Origin of the sequence: Nonomuraea mesophila (assembly GCF_004352805.1) — a bacterium.
Lineage (GTDB): Bacteria > Actinomycetota > Actinomycetes > Streptosporangiales > Streptosporangiaceae > Nonomuraea > Nonomuraea longispora.
The window spans coordinates 1-14,524 of sequence record NZ_SMLD01000215.1 but is presented as its reverse complement, the minus strand read 5'-3'; the positions used below and the strand labels follow the sequence as shown (position 1 = coordinate 14,524).

The 14,524-nt window shown below is 73.0% G+C and carries 12 protein-coding genes; 4 read left to right on the top strand and 8 right to left on the bottom strand.

Going from position 1 to position 14,524, the window contains the following annotated elements; genetic code table 11:
- The first annotated feature begins 140 nt into the window (after positions 1–140).
- Positions 141–2,618: an SbcC/MukB-like Walker B domain-containing protein gene (locus E1295_RS43025; RefSeq protein WP_246081074.1), complete on the top strand. Its 2,478-nt coding sequence runs from the start codon at positions 141–143 to the stop codon at positions 2,616–2,618.
- 244 nt (positions 2,619–2,862) lie between these two features.
- On the opposite strand, the gene E1295_RS43020 is transcribed toward E1295_RS43025, so the two are convergent.
- From E1295_RS43020 to E1295_RS42995, 6 genes are read right to left on the bottom strand one after another with little or no spacing between them, the layout of a single operon-like run.
- A complete protein-coding gene (locus E1295_RS43020) occupies positions 2,863–3,912 on the bottom strand; it encodes an ADP-ribosylglycohydrolase family protein (RefSeq protein ID WP_132640296.1) in 1,050 nt (349 codons plus the stop codon).
- Positions 3,909–4,871 (bottom strand): carbohydrate kinase family protein, encoded by a 963-nt coding sequence (locus E1295_RS43015; protein ID WP_132640294.1) that lies wholly within the window; start codon positions 4,869–4,871, stop codon positions 3,909–3,911. Before E1295_RS43015 ends, E1295_RS43020 begins: the two co-directional genes overlap by 4 nt.
- Entirely contained in the window at positions 4,868–5,809 is a 942-nt protein-coding gene (locus E1295_RS43010; RefSeq protein ID WP_166427691.1) for an ABC transporter permease, read from the bottom strand. The genes E1295_RS43015 and E1295_RS43010 overlap by 4 nt, the downstream gene beginning before the upstream one ends.
- Positions 5,810–5,847: 38 nt before the next feature.
- Positions 5,848–6,840, bottom strand: a complete 993-nt coding sequence (locus tag E1295_RS43005) for an ABC transporter permease (RefSeq protein ID WP_132640290.1) — start codon at positions 6,838–6,840, stop codon at positions 5,848–5,850.
- Positions 6,837–8,333 carry a sugar ABC transporter ATP-binding protein gene (locus E1295_RS43000; protein WP_166427690.1) on the bottom strand — a complete coding sequence of 499 codons (1,497 nt, stop codon included), beginning with the start codon at positions 8,331–8,333 and terminating at the stop codon, positions 6,837–6,839. Before E1295_RS43000 ends, E1295_RS43005 begins: the two co-directional genes overlap by 4 nt.
- Positions 8,334–8,340: 7 nt before the next feature.
- Positions 8,341–9,366, bottom strand: coding sequence for an autoinducer 2 ABC transporter substrate-binding protein (locus E1295_RS42995; RefSeq protein WP_166427689.1), 1,026 nt, complete (start codon positions 9,364–9,366; stop codon positions 8,341–8,343).
- Between the two features lie 200 nt (positions 9,367–9,566).
- Between E1295_RS42995 and E1295_RS42990 the strand changes: the two genes are divergently transcribed.
- Positions 9,567–10,280 (top strand): GntR family transcriptional regulator, encoded by a 714-nt coding sequence (locus E1295_RS42990; protein ID WP_132640284.1) that lies wholly within the window; start codon positions 9,567–9,569, stop codon positions 10,278–10,280.
- 177 nt (positions 10,281–10,457) lie between these two features.
- Here E1295_RS42990 and E1295_RS42985 read toward each other — a convergent pair whose 3' ends face one another.
- Complete coding sequence (locus tag E1295_RS42985; protein ID WP_132640282.1) at positions 10,458–11,090, bottom strand: HAD family hydrolase; 633 nt, start codon at positions 11,088–11,090, stop codon at positions 10,458–10,460.
- A 112-nt stretch (positions 11,091–11,202) separates the two neighbouring features.
- Between E1295_RS42985 and E1295_RS42980 the strand changes: the two genes are divergently transcribed.
- Positions 11,203–12,489, top strand: coding sequence for an MFS transporter (locus E1295_RS42980; protein WP_132640280.1), 1,287 nt, complete (start codon positions 11,203–11,205; stop codon positions 12,487–12,489).
- 133 nt (positions 12,490–12,622) lie between these two features.
- Here the strand turns inward: E1295_RS42980 and E1295_RS42975 are convergent, their stop codons facing one another.
- Positions 12,623–13,843 carry a LeuA family protein gene (locus tag E1295_RS42975; RefSeq protein WP_132640278.1) on the bottom strand — a complete coding sequence of 407 codons (1,221 nt, stop codon included), beginning with the start codon at positions 13,841–13,843 and terminating at the stop codon, positions 12,623–12,625.
- Positions 13,844–13,918: 75 nt separating this feature from the next.
- On the opposite strand from E1295_RS42975, the gene E1295_RS42970 reads away from it, so the two are divergent.
- Positions 13,919–14,524 (top strand): helix-turn-helix domain-containing protein (locus E1295_RS42970; protein ID WP_132640276.1); only part of this gene is annotated, 606 nt, incomplete at its 3' end.

Genomic DNA, 14,524 nt, shown 5'->3' with positions numbered 1-14,524 from the left:
CCCTCCTCCCCGCCGGTGAACGCCCGACCCCAGGCGCGCCCGGCCACCCGGACCTCGTTCCAGGACGCGGGAGCAACGGCACCCCGGTTTCCGGGGGAGACGGTTCGCCGGCCCCGCCGCGCGGGGAGGACACAGCGGCGGTGCCCGGGGCCGTGGCCTCCTCGGCCGGCGAGCTGGCCGTGCTCGAACGCGAACGACGGGCCGAGATCGCGCGCCTGTCGGAGCTGCTCACGGAAGAGGCCAGGCTGTCGGTGGTCAGGCGCGACCTGCTGCGCGTGGAGCAGGAACTGGCCGCGCTGGTCGAGGCCGACGCATCCGTCGCCGAGCGGCTGGCCGTCCTGCCCGGCCTGATCGAGCAGGCCGAGCGGGTGCTCGCCGAGGCCCGTACGGACGCCGCCAGGATCCCGGCCGCCCAGGCCGTGCGCGACGCCGCCGCCCACCTGATCGAGATCGACCGCGAGCTCGCCGGGCTGGCGGCCGAGCTGGACGAGCTGTCGCAGCGCGAGGCCGAGCTGTCCGCCGCGGAGGCCGAGCTGCCCGGCAGGCTCGCCGAGGCCGGCGCGGCCCTGGCCGACGTACGCGCGCAGGCGGCGGCCATCCCCGCCGCCGTCGCGAGTCTCGACGCCGCCAGAGCCGCGCTGCAGGCCACGCACCGCCGCGATGCCCTGGCCGTGGAGCTGGACGCGGCCGTCGCCGCCCATCAGGTGCTGGTCGACCGGGCCCAGACGCTCCGCGAACGCTGGCTCGACCTGCGCCAGGCCCGCATCGACGGCATGGCGGCCGAGCTGGCCCGCGACCTGGCCGACGGGCAGCCGTGCGCCGTGTGCGGCTCCGGCCACCATCCCGCTCCCGCCGCGCCCGCCCCGAGCGCTCCTTCGGCCGACGACGAGCACGCGGCCGAGACCGAGCACGAGGCCGCGCTCGCCGAGCGCGAGGCGGCGGAACGCGAGCTCGCCTCGCTGGAGTCCCGGCACGCCGGCGCGGTCGAGGCCACGGAAGGCCTCGACGTGGCGGAGGCCGAGGAGAGGGTGCTGCGGGCGGAGCAGGAGGTCGCCCGTCTGGAGGCGGTGGCCGGTCGCGAGCCTGCCCTGACGGACGCGCTCGACCGCATCGAGGCCGAACGCGAGCGGGTCAGAGACCAGGCCATGCAGATCGCCGAGGCCCTGGCCGGGCACCGCGCCCACCACACCCACCTGCGATCCGAACGCGCCCGCCTCCGCACCGGCCTCACCGGACCACCCGGGCGGCTCGGCGCCCGCGCGGATGCCGGTGACGAGCGAGGGCGCGCGGCAGGTGCCACCAGCCAGGACGGCGGTGACACGGGCGCAGAGGCCGGTGCGCCCGCGTACGACTTCGACGGCGCGCTCGTGCTGGCCGGGGCCGAGGAAGAGCTGCGCAGGTTGCGGCGCTCGGCCGGGCGGGAGGACGACCTGGCCGCGGACGTGGCGCGCCTCCACCGCGAACGCCAGGACCTGGAGGAGGAGAGCCGCAGGGTCGCCGCCAGGCTGGCGGCCTGCCGCACCAGACACGAGGAGCTGAGCGGCGACGCCGGCAGGCTCGGCGCGCGGCTGGACGCGGCACGGGGCGGCGACCCGACCCTGACCGCCCGGCTGGCCAGGCTGAGTGACGAGGCCGAACTGCTGGGGGAGGCGCTGGAGGCGACGCAGGCGGCGGCAGCGGCTCATGACGAACTGGCCAGGGCCAGGCAGACCGCGGAGGAGGCGGCGGCCGAGGCCGGGTTCGCGGACGCGGCGGAGGCGGAGGCGGCGGCCAGGAGCCAGGACGAGCGGGAGAGCAAGGCTGAGCTGCTGCGCCGCCTCGACGACGAGCACGCCGCCGTCACGAGCACCCTGGCCGATCCCGAACTGGTCGCCGCCGCCGCGCAGCCCGCCCCCGACCTGGCGGCGATCGAGGCGGAGCGCGACGCACTGGAGGAGGCGCACACGCGGCTGTCGAGCGTCCGCGACCGGGCCGTGGCGCGGGTGGCGCGGCTGGAGGAGCTGTACGCCGAACTGTCCGGCCATCTCGAACGCTGGCGCCCGGCCGCCGAGCGGCACCGGCTGGCGGAGCGGATGGCGGCGCTGGCCGGCGGCACGTCCAGCGACAACCGGTGGAGCATGAGCCTGTCGTCGTACGTGCTGGGCGAGCGGCTGCGGCAGGTCGTGGACGCCGCGAACGAACGCCTCGACCACATGTCGGGCGGACGCTACCTGCTACGCCACGACCTGCGGAAGACGGCGGGGTCTCGGGCACGTTCCGGCGGCGGGCTGGGGCTGCGGGTCGCCGACGGCTGGACCGGCGTCGACCGCGATCCGGCGACGCTGTCCGGAGGCGAGAGCTTCATCACCTCGCTCGCCCTGGCGCTGGGCCTGGCCGACGTCGTCACGGCGGAGGCCGGTGGGGCGGAGCTCGGCATGCTCTTCGTCGACGAGGGCTTCGGCACCCTCGACGAGGACACCCTGGACAGCGTCCTCGACATCCTCGACGGGCTGCGCGACGGCGGGCGGGCGGTGGGCATCGTCAGCCACGTCGCCGAGCTTCGGTCCCGGATCACCGCCCAGCTCAAGGTCACCAAGACCCGCACCGGATCCACCCTCGCCTCGCTCGGCATCGGCTGAGCCGGGCCACCCCCCGCCGACCTTGAGCGCCCCGATGGCGGGGCGAGTGAGCCCTAGGACCGTCCCGCCCACCGGTGCTGTCCGGCCCACCGGCGTTGTGCCGCTCACCCGGGGTTGTGCCGCTCAGCGGGGATGTGTCGTCCACGGCGTTGTGTTGCCCGGGATCGTGTTCGTCACCCGGTGTTGGGCCCGGCACCTGGGGTTGGTGCCGGGCCCAACACACCAGGTGCGGTCCCGGGTGGGGTCAGGCGTCGCTGCTCACCGGGGCAGGGCGGGCGACGGCGGCCAGCCGGGCGGCCACGCCGGACAGGTCGAGCTTGTTGGCCTCCTCGACCCGCGCCACCGCGGCGGCGGGCACCGCGGCGATGCCGTTGAGCGCGCCCGCGACGGCGGCGGCCATGCAGCCGACCGTGTCGGAGTCGCCGCCGGCGGTGGCCGCGGCGACCGCGGTCAGGAAGGGGTCGCCGCCCGCCGCCACCAGCAGGCCGATGGCCGCCGGGCACGCCTCGGCCGCGGGCAGGCCGGTGCCGATGACGGAGGCGATCCGCTCGATGGCGTCGTCCAGGTCGCGAGCCTGTACGGCCAGCGTGACGGCCAGGTCGATGCGCTGGGCGACGGAGGGCCCGGGGACGCGCCGGCCCTGTTCGGCGCCGAGGGCATCGCCGAGTTCGGCGCCGTGCCGCGCCGCCCGTACGACCTGGAAGAGGTCCGCGCCGTCCACGCAGGCGGCGGCGGTGGCGGCGGCGATGGCGGCGGCCCCGGCGACGCCGATGTTCGTGTGGTGGCTCGGCACGCACGTCAGGTGGGCCGCGCGTACGGCGCCCTCGACGTCACCGGGGTGCACCAGCCCGGCGGGGGCGACCCGCATGGCGCCGCCGTTGCTGGCGCCCTCGCTCATGATGCGTCCCGCCTTGCCCACCTCCCAGGGGTCGTCGCCGGCCTTGAGGCGTTCGATGGCCCGGCGCGTGGTGGGGCCGGCGAAGTGGGGATAGTAGGCGGGGTTGCCGGACCAGCCGATGAGCAGGCGGGCCATGACCTCGGGGGAGACGGCTCCGCCGTGCTCGATGTACGCCTCGGCCAGCAGCAGCATCTGGCTGGAGTCGTCGGTGATCTGGGCCGGCCCGCGCCCGACCGCGTACGGCGCGTCGGGCAGCGGCGTGTGGAAGCTCTCGACCCTGCGGCCGAACAGCTCCCGGATCTCCGGAATGGAGCGTTCCTCGGTGGGCGCGCCGAGGGCGTCGGCGATGCAGGCGGCGGCCAGGCTGCCGTGGATGCGGTCCAGAAGAGTGGTCATCGGATTCCTTGTAGACGGGGTGCGGCGTCGAGGGTGACGTTCCGCAGGGTTGCCTCGATGCCGGTGCCGGCGTCGAGGTAGGCGCGTGAGCCGAGGTGGCTGACGCAGAGGGAGGCGGTGGCGACGCCGGCGCGCAGGCTGTCGGCGAGGGGGCGCCCGAGGATCCAGGACCCGGTGAACGCCCCGGCCAGGGCGTCTCCGGCGCCGGTGGTGTCGACGACGTCGACCTGCGGCCCGCGCGCGAGCCAGCTCTCGTCCCGGCTGTGGCAGGCCGCGCCGTTGCGCCCGCCGGTCACGACGACGACGGACGCGCCGGCGGAGATGAGCAGCGCGGCGCACCGTTCCGGGTCGCCGCCGGCGAGGACCTCGGCCGTGCCCTGGTTGCAGAAGACGAGGTCGCTGGCGCGGGCGAGGGCGCCTACCTCGTCCCAGCGTCCGGAGACGGCGCCGGGTTCGAGGTCCACGGCGACGGCCGCGCCGCCCGCGCGGGCGCGGGTGGCGAGGTCGAGTGCCCAGCCGAGGTCGTCGGCGAGCGGGGCGACGACCCGCGCCGTACGGAGCAGGTCGTCGGAGACCTGCGCCGCGGCCGGGATCTTCACCTCGGTCACCGCTCCGACGAGGGACTTCTCGCCGGTGTCGTCGAGCTGGACCACGCAGAACCAGGTGTGGCCGCCGGCGACGGTGATGCTCGCCGACACGTCCACCCCGTGGGCGGCCAGCCGGTCCAGCGCCTGGCGGCCGGGTTCGTCGGAGCCGACGGCGGTGACCAGGCCGCTGCGGGCTCCGGCGAAGCGGGCCGCAGCGGAGAGGTTGGCGCTCATGCCTCCGCCCTGGATGCTGAGCAGCCGCCCGATCGCCTTGCCGTCGGCGGTGGCGATGTGGGGCACCCGGACGAAGTAGTCGACGCTGGCGTCCCCGACCGCGAGCACGTCCAGGGGGCGCTTGTCCGCGGCGCTCATCCGGGGGCCCTCCTGGTGAGGAGGTTGTTCAGCAGGGCGGCGCCGACCAGGACCAGGCCGAGGATGCCGGTCTGCACGGAGTTGCCGACCTGGGCCAGCTGCAGCCCCCAGGACAGCACCACCACGACGACGAGCGCCAGCAGGACACCGCTGAGGTGCCCGCGCCCGCCGAAGATGTGGATGCCGCCGAGCACCGCGATGGTGATGGCCTGCAGCTCCATCCCGAGGCCGGCGCTGGGCCGGGCCGTCAGCAGCCACGCGTTGGTCACCACGGCGCCGAGCGCGGCCAGCGCGCCGGACAGGCAGTACAGCCGGAATCTGAGCTTGCTCACGTCGATCCCGACCAGGGTGGCGGCCCGGTCGCTGGTGCCGATCTGGTGCAGCCGCCTGCCGAAGGCGGTGCGGTTCTGCGCCCAGATGGCCACGGCGAACGCGGGCGCCAGCACCAGCAGCACCTGGGCGGGCACGCCGAGGATCGCGCTCTGGCCGAGGGCGGCGAAGCCCTCCCGGTTGAACCCGCCGAGCTGGCCTCCGCCGGTCAGCACCTGGGCGAGCGCTCCGTACAGGAAGAGCGTGCTCAGCGTGACGATCAGCGGGGGCAGGCCCAGCCGGGCGATCATGAAGCCGTTGACGGAGCCGAGCAGCGCGCCGAAGGCGACCGTCACGAGGGCGGCCAGCCACGGGCTGAGGCCGAGGTTCTGGGCGAGCAGGCCCATGACGATGCCCGACAGGCTCAGCGCGGACCCGCCGGACAGGTCGATGCCGCCCCGGCCGCCGAGGATGACCAGCGACACGCCGAGGGCCAGCAGGCCGATCACCGCGCCGTACTGCGTCATCGCCAGCAGGTTGCCCACCTCGAGGAAGTACGGCGACAGCAGGCTCATCAGCGCGCCGAGGGCGACGACGAGCACGGCGAGGAACACCCTGCGATCGCTCACGCGGTCCCGCAACGGCCGACGGGGCAGGGCTCCCGTTGTCATTTCTTCGCTCCGATCCGCTTGTCGAGGGTGCGCCGGGTCAGTACGTCGAAGGCGACCGCGAGGGCGACGGCCGCCCCCACCAGCACGCCGTTCCACAACGGGGGCACGCCCATCAGCACGACGCCGTTCTGCAGCAGCGCGATGAAGACCAGGCCGCCGAGGGTGCGCAGGACGCCGCCCTCGCCGCCGAGGATGCTGGTGCCGCCGACGACCACGGCGGCGATCGCGGGCAGGGTGAGCTCGTTGCCGGCCGTGGCCTGGACGACGCCGACCCGGCCGACGTAGATGAGCGCCGCGAGGCCGACGAGCACGCCCACGAGCACGTACGCCGCGAACGCCGTCCGGCCGACGGGCACGCCGAGCAGCCGCGCGCCCTCGGCGTCGTTGCCGATGGCGAACAGCCGCCGCCCGAACACCCGGTGCCGCAGCACGTACGCCAGCACGCCGAACACGGCCAGCACGACCAGGCCCACCAGGGGCAGCCCGCCGGCGCGGGCCGGGCCGAGCGCGGGCACGACGGGGCCGGCGAAGACGTCGGTGCTGTCCCAGAGGATGAACAGCACGGTCTTGAAGATGGCGGCCGTGCCCAGCGTGGTGATGATGGGGGAGATCCGCCCGCCGACGACCAGAGCGCCGTTGATGGCGCCGAGCGCGCCGCCGAGCAGCAGGGCGATGACGACGACCAGCGCCGGCGGCATGCCGGCGACGAACAGCGTGGCGCCGACCCAGGCGACCACGCCGAGCATCGGCCCGACGGACACGTCGATCCCGGCCAGCAGGACGACCAGCGTCACTCCCGCGGCCAGCAGCGCCAGGTCGGCCGAGTTGATCACCACGTTGGCCAGGTTGGCCGCGGACAGGAAGCCGGGGGCGGCCACGGTGAAGAAGATCACCTCGGCGACCAGGAGGATCGGCAGCAGCGCGTTGCGGAGCACGACCAGCATGCGCGCGGAGGGCGCGAACGCGGAGGGGACGGTCGTGGTGGTCACCGGTTCACTCCCATCGTGGCGCGCAGTACGGCGTCCTCGGTCAGGTCGTCGCCGCTCAGCTCGGCGGCCACGCGGCCCTCGCGCATCACGTAGACGCGGTCGGAGACGGCGAGGAGCTCCGGCAGGTCGCTGGAGACGACCAGCACAGCGGTGCCCTCGCGGGCCACCTCCACCAGGCGCTGCTGGATGTCGGTCTTGGTGGCCACGTCGATGCCCCGGGTCGGCTCGTCCAGGATGAGGATCCGGGGTTCCGTGGCGAGCTGCCGGGCGAACAACGCCTTCTGCTGGTGCCCGCCGGACAGGCCGGTGATGGGGAACGCCGGGGTGGGGGCCTTGATGCGCAGCCGGTCGATCCACGTGGTCGCGAGCTTGCGCTCCTCGGCGCGGCGGATGACGCCGAGGCGGCCGAGCAGCTCCGGCAGCTTGACGGCGGTGATGTTGCTGAGCGTGTCCATGCCGGGGAAGATGCCGAGCGTCTTGCGGTCCTCCGGCAGGTAGGCGATGCCGGCGGCCATGGCGTCACGCGGGCCGCGCGGCGTGTGCGGCCGGTCGTCCACCCGCATGGTGCCGGCGGTGGGGCGCAGCACGCCGAAGACGGTCAGGGCCAGTTCGGTACGCCCGGCGCCGACGAGCCCGTACAGGCCGACCACCTCGCCGCGGCGGACGGTCAGGTCGACGTCCGAGACCGCGCCCGGCACGGTGAGCCCGGAGGTCTCCAGCACGACGGGCCTGGGCTGCGCGGCCGAGCGGCTGATGGCGGCGTTGACCGGCCGGCCGGACATCATCTCCAGGATCCTGTCGTGGTCGGCTTCCGAGGCGGGCAGGTCGCCGGCGAGCCTGCCGTCCTTCAGCACGATGAACCGGTCCGCGACGTGCTCCAGCTCCTCGAAGCGGTGGGTGATGTACAGCACGCCCACGCCGGCTTCGGAGAGCCTCTGCACGATGAGGAACAACCTGCGGACCTCGGCGTCGGTCAGGATCGAGGTGGGCTCGTCCAGGATCAGCACCTTGGCCTCGATGTCGACCGCCCGCGCGATCAGCGCCAGTTGCTGCTCGGCCAGGCTCAGCGCGTCCATGCGGCGGGTCAGCAGCTCCACGGGGACGTCGAGCCGCCGGAACAGCTCCTCGCCGCGCCCGCGCATCCGGCGCCAGTCGACCTGCCCTGCGCGGTCGCGTGGCTCCCGGCCGACGTAGAGGTTCTCCAGCACCGACAGCCGGGGGAAGAACGACGGCTCCTGGTAGACGACGCTGATGCCGCCCGCCAGCGCGGCTCCCGGCGAGGAGGGCCGGTGCGGGGCGCCGTCCAAGGTCATCTTGCCGCGGTCGGGAGGGTACACGCCGGCGATCATCTTGATCAGGGTGGACTTGCCGGCGCCGTTCTCGCCGAGCACGGCCAGCCGTTCGCCGGCCGCGAGGGTGAAGCCGACGTCGGCGAGGGCGGTGGTGGCGCCGAAGCTCTTGGACAGGCCGGACACCGAGAGGATGGGCCGCACGTCGCTCCTAGTAGTCATACTGGGCGATGTTCGCCTTGGTGAAGACCATCGGCGGGCCCATGACCAGCGTCTTGGTCGCGGCCGAGTACTCGACCGGGTCCTTCAGGCCGGGCACGGTGTTCTTCGCGGCGAGCTGCTTGCCGTCCAGCAGCTGCTTCATCGCCCAGACGGTCAGCACACCGAGGTCCGGGACGTTCCAGAGCACCGTGGAGGTCATCACGCCGGACTCGACGTACGTGCGCGCCGTCTTCGGCGACCCGAAGCCGGAGACCGCCACCTTCCCCGTCTTGCCCGCGTTCTGGACGGCCTGCGCCACCCCGGGCACGGCGGTCGAGGGGACCGCGATGATCGCCTTGAGGTCGGGGTAGGCGGTCATGAGGTCCTGGGCCTCCTTCAGCGCCTGCGCGGTGTCGGTGGTGTAGCGCACGCCGCCGACGAGCTCCAGGGCGGGGTAGGTGGACTGCTGCCGCTTGCGCGCCTCGGCCACCCAGCTGTTGAACGTCTGCGTGTCGGCCGCGCCGGACACGATGCCGTACTTGCCCGTGCCGCCCATGGCCTTGGCGATCTCGTCCATCACGGTCGCGCCGAGCGCGGCGTCGGAGGCCTGCTGCACGAACAGCTGGCGTTCGCTGTCGGGTGCGTCGGCGTCGGCGGTGACCACGACGATGCCCTTCTTGCGCGCGGCCGCGATGGCCGGGTTCATCGACCGGGGGTCGAGCGGGGAGACCGCGATCGCGGAGTAGCCCTGCTGGACAAGGCTGTTGAAGATACGCAGCTGCTCGGTCGCGTCCGCGGTGGACGGCCCCGCCTGGGTGTAGGACATGCCGAGCGACTGCGCCGTCTTCTCCGCGCCCTCCTTGAAAGCGGAGAAATAGGGTACGCCCTCCACCTGGGAGACGAAGGCCACCTTGGGTCCTTCGCCACCACCGGTGCTGGGCGCGGCGCTCTGGCCGGCCGGCCCTCCCACGGTCGAACAGGCCGCCAGGGCGGTCGCCGTCACGACGGCCATGAGCCCGGCTCTGATGTTTCGCATATCGCATCCCGAGATGACGTGCTGACAGGTCTCAGGCGCACCCCGTATCTCGCCCGTGCCGACACCGTAAGAATTGGTACCAACCAGTGTCAAGAGTTGTAGGTACAAATCTGGATGTTGTTGGTATATGTTGTGCATGAAGCTTGTTGACTGGTACTTCGGTCTGCGCCGGGTTCGCGAGCGAGGGGAGATGGGCCCGCATGACCAAGCGCCATGCGCACGAGATCGTGGCTGATTCGCTGCGTACGCACATCCTCGAAGGCCGCTACAAACCCGGGCAGCGCCTGCCGTCCGAGGAGGCGCTCACCGACGAGTACGGCGTCAGCCGCAACACCGTGCGGGTCGCGCTGAACCACCTGGCAGCGGCCAACCTCATCACCCGGCGCCGCGGGTCCGGCAGCTACGTCAACTCCGACCTCGGCATCAGCCACTCCCTCGGCAACCTGCGCAGCTTCACCGTGCTCCTGCGCGACCTGGGCCTGCAGCCGGGCATCACCGAGGTCGAGGTGCGCCTCGACCCCAGCCCTCCCCTGGAGATCCTCGGGTTTCTCCCCTCCGAGGTCGCCTGGCTGGTCCGCAGGGTGCGGACGGGCTCGGGCTCGCCCTTCGCGCTCCTCGACTCGTGGCTTCCCGACCGGATCGGCTCCCGCATCGACCCGGACGCCCTGACCCGGCGCCAGTCGTTGTACGCCTCCCTCGCCGAGGACCTCGACATCAAGGTCTCCGAGGCCACGGAGAGCATCCACGCCGAGGCCGCCGACGAACGCGAGGCCCGCGTCCTCGACGTCCCGGTCGGCAGCCCGCTCATCGTCATCAGGCGGTGGACCTACGACCGTGCCGGCAGGCCCGTCGAATACACCCGCTCGGCCGCCCGCGGTGACCGCTACCGGTACGTGGTCAAGCTCCGCGCCTGAGCCGCCGGCCGCGCGCCGGCCCGCTCCGGACGGCGGAGCCTGCGACCGCGCGCCGGCCCGCTCCGGACGGCGGAGGCGCCTGCCACGCCCCCGGCCAGCTCCGGACGGCGGCAGCGCACGCCTGACCGGCCTCCGCCGTCCCGCGGCACGCCGATGGGCGCGCCGCCGGTGCCGGACTCAGCCGAGCGAGGTGACCAGCCGCGGCAGGGCGGCCGGGTCGTGGAAGAGGGTGGCGCCGAGGCCGGCGAGGCGGTCGGCGGGGGTGAAGCCGCCGGCGTAGGCCAGGCAGCGCATGCCCGCGCTCATCGCCGCGGTCACCCCGAACGGGCTGTCCTCCACCACCACGCACCGCTCCGGCGGCACCCCCATCGTGCGCGCCGCGTGCAGGAACAGATCGGGCGCCGGCTTGCCCCTGGCGACGTCCTCGGCGCTGAACACCCGCCCGTCGAACCGCTTGGCCAGCCCCGTGAGCTCCAGGCTGCGGCGGATGGTGGCGTGCCGGCCGTTGGAGGCCACGCAGGTCGGCACCGTGAGCTGGTCGATCGCCGCCTCGATGCCCTCGATGGCCCGAAGCTCCGCCATGATCGCGGCCTTGTGCTCGGCGTTGAGCCGCTCGCGCCAGCCCGGCGGCGTCTCGCCGACCTGCTCCGCCCAGTATTCGTTGGTGCAGCCCACGAAACGCGCGGCGTACTCCGCCTCGTCGATCGTCCAGCCCAGGCGCCGCAACGCCGCGGTGCCCACGCGCGTGGAAATGGGCTCGCTGTCCACGAGCACCCCGTCACAGTCGAAGATGACCAGATCGATGGCCAAGCCGGCTCCTTTCCTGAAGGTCGGCCTACGAACCTATCTGATGTGACATAGGGCCAGGTGATAGCGTTCGCGTATCGTTGACCAAGACGCTAGTCCGCATAGTGAGACACGTATGACGACAACCCCCCAGACCGTGGCCCCCAGCAGGTCCAGGGTCGCGGCGGCCAGCCTCATCGGCACCGCGATCGAGTTCTACGACTTCTACATCTACGGCACCGCCGCGGCCCTGGTGCTCAACGCCGCCTTCTTCCCCGAGCTCGACCCGGTGGCGGGCAGCCTGGCGGCGTTCTCGACATTCGCCGTGGCCTTCATCTCGCGCCCGCTCGGCTCGGCGCTGTTCGGGCACTGGGGCGACCGGATCGGCCGCAAGTCCATGCTCGTCGTGTCGCTGCTGGTGATGGGGCTGTCGACGGTGGCGATCGGGCTGCTTCCCGGCTACGCCGCGATCGGCGTCATGGCGCCCGTGCTGCTGGTGCTGCTGCGGTTCACCCAGGGCATCGGCCTCGGCGGCGAGTGGGGCGGCGCGGCGCTGCTGGCCACCGAGCACGCGCCGCCCGGCAAACGCGGGCTCTACGCGATGTTTCCGCAGCTCGGACCGTCCGTCGGGTTCATCGTGGCCAACGGGCTGTTCCTGGTGCTGGGCGAGACGCTGAGCGACGACGCGTTCGGCAGCTGGGGATGGCGGCTGCCGTTCGTGGTGAGCCTGCTGCTCGTGATCGTCGGCCTGTACGTACGCCTCAAGATCTCCGAGACGCCCGTCTTCCGGCAGGCCATGGACCAGCGGCGCATCGCCAGGGTGCCGTTCGCCGGGCTCATGCGGCACCAGTGGCGGCGCGTCCTGCTCGGCGCCGGCGCCATGACAATCGCGTACACGCTCTTCTACACCGCCACCACCTACTGCCTGGCGTACGGCACGAAAACGCTGGAGATCCCCAAGACCACGATGCTCGCGCTCACCATGATCGGCGTCGTCTTCATGGCCGCGGGGACCGTGGCCTCCGCGATGGTCTCCGACCGGCTGGGCCGGCGGCGCACCCTGATCACGGGCACCGGCGTGGCCATCGTGTGGGGGCTGGTGATGTTCCCGCTGATGGAGACGAGGTCCGTCGTTCTCACCGGGCTGGCGCTGGCCGGGGCTCTGGCGCTGATGGGGCTGGTCTTCGGGCCGATGGGGGCGTACCTGCCGGAGCTGTTCAGGACGGAATACCGCTACAGCGGCGCGTCGGTCGCCTACAGCCTCGGCGGGGTGCTCGGCGGCGCGGTGCCGCCGCTGGTCGCCACCGGCATGCAGGCCGGCGGCATGGGGGCGATGGCGGTCGGCGGGTACGTGTCGGCGATGGCGCTGCTGAGCCTGCTCTGCCTGCTCGCCCTGCCCGAGACGGGCGACGAATCCCTGTAAAACCACCTGATCGTGGCATCCCGCCAGGTAATGTGGTGCTCATCAACACGGCGGTCGAACTGAGCCGTGGCGCCCACGGCCGCGCTGACTCCCACAGGTACACCCCGAAGAGGAGGAAGCGCGGCCGGAACGCTCAGGCGCCCCCGTAACCCGGGAACAACAGCGACAACTCCCTCGGGTACGCCCCGATCAGGCGCAGCTCGTCGTCCGTGAGCGGCCTGCCCGTCATCGCGTTGCACAGCTGCACCAACCGGAAAGCCAGCTCCTCGTCGGGCGTCTCGATCCCCAGCGCGTCCATGACGTGCCCGAACCCGGCCTTGCCGCCGTACTCGCCGGTCAGCACCACCCGCCCGTTCCGCGCGTGCCAGTCCTCGGGGAACGGCCCCAGCGTCGCCTCGTCGTAGAGCTCGTACGTGCCGTGGTCCTTCAGCGCACCGTCGGCGTGGATGCCCGACTCGTGCGCGAACGCGTTGCGCCCCACCCCGACCTGGTTGTACGGCAGCGGCTGCCCCAGCGCGTAACTCGCCCACAACCCGAACCTGCGGGCCCACGACAGGTCGAGCGGGTCGCCGATCTCGGCGTCGAGCCCGAAGCCGTGCTCGAAGGCGAGGACGGTGGAGAGCAGGTCGGCGTTCCCCGAGCGCTCGCCGATGCCGTTCACGCACGTGTTGATCCACGCATCCTGCCCCGCGTCCAGGTCGCCCAGAGCGCCCGAGACGGAGTTGGCCACGGCCATGCCGAGGTCGTTGTGGCAGTGGGTCTCGACCGGCATCGCGGTCGCCGCCGCCAGCTTGGCGAAGCGCTCGCGGATCCGGCCCGGCGTGTCGCCGCCGATCGTGTCGCAGTAGCGCACCCGGCAGGCGCCCGCCTCCTTGGCCGCCAGGGCGAACTCCAGCAGGAAGGCGTCGTCCGTACGCGAGCCGTCCTCGGCGTTCACCCCCACGGTCAGCGCGCCCGCGTCCTTGGCCGCGCGAACCGCGGCCGTCATCTCCCTGATGATCGCCTCCCTGTCCAGGCGGCCGCGGAACTTGTTCTGGATCATGTAGTCGGACGTCGAGATGGACAGGTTGTAGTGCTTCAGCCCGAGAGGCGCCGCCTTCTCCACGTCCTGCGGCACGCCCCGGCACCAGCCGGACAGCCGCAGCCCGCCGAACGCCCCCGCCTCGGCCAGCGCCACCTGGGCCCTGACGTACGGGACCTCGTGGAAGAGGAACGGAAAGCCGATCTCGGACTGGGCCACGCCGAGCCGGCCCAGATAGAAGTTGACCATGGTCTTGCCGAACTTGGACAGGCCGGTCCGCGCGGTCTGCACGCCGTCCCGGTTGGTGACATCGAGGAAATGAACCTTGGGCATGCCCTCACGTTGACATGGTTGCTCAACGTGTATCAATATTGATTTTCATCAACATGATGGGAGGGGCTCCCTGCGATGGAGTGGATCGACGCGGCCACGGCCGCCGAACGGCTCGGCGTCAAGCCCGCCACGCTGTACGCGTACGTGAGCAGGGGAGCGCTGCGGCGGCGGCACGGCGACGACGGCAGGCGCAGCCTCTTCTCCGCCGAGGAGGTCGAACGCCTCGCCCGCCGGGGCCGTCCCCGCAACCGGCAGCCGGAGCTGGTCATCGAGTCGTCCGTCACCGCGCTCGGCGCCGACCGGCCCTACTACCGGGGACGCGACGCGATCGAGCTCGCCGGGACGAGCGACTTCGAGACGGTCGCCACGTGGCTCTGGACCGCCGACCCCGCCCTCGGGCAGCCCCGGGACGACGCCCGCGGCGAGGTGTGGAGGTGCGAGCCGGAGGCGCTGCGGGCCGCCGTCGCCGCCCAGCGCGGGCTGCCGGAGGACCTGCTGCCGCTCGACCGCCTCCAGGTGATCGCCACCGTGCTCGGCGCGTCCGACCCCCTCCGCCACCAGCTCGACCCCGCCTCGGTGACCGGCACGGCCCGCCGCCTGATCGCCGGCCTGGTCGACGCCATGCCGCGGCTCGGCGAGCCCCGGGGCGAGTCGATCGCCGAACGCCTGTGGTCCCGCCTG

Bases quoted from the DNA above. Each gene is read 5' to 3' on its own strand.
- E1295_RS43020 (WP_132640296.1), bottom strand. From the start codon at position 3,912: ATGACCACTCTTCTGGACCGCATCCACGGCAGCCTGGCCGCCGCCTGC.
- E1295_RS43015 (WP_132640294.1), bottom strand. From the start codon at position 4,871: ATGAGCGCCGCGGACAAGCGCCCCCTGGACGTGCTCGCGGTCGGGGAC.
- E1295_RS42995 (WP_166427689.1), bottom strand. From the start codon at position 9,366: ATGCGAAACATCAGAGCCGGGCTCATGGCCGTCGTGACGGCGACCGCC.
- E1295_RS42990 (WP_132640284.1), top strand. From the start codon at position 9,567: ATGACCAAGCGCCATGCGCACGAGATCGTGGCTGATTCGCTGCGTACG.
- E1295_RS42980 (WP_132640280.1), top strand. From the start codon at position 11,203: ATGACGACAACCCCCCAGACCGTGGCCCCCAGCAGGTCCAGGGTCGCG.
- E1295_RS42975 (WP_132640278.1), bottom strand. From the start codon at position 13,843: ATGCCCAAGGTTCATTTCCTCGATGTCACCAACCGGGACGGCGTGCAG.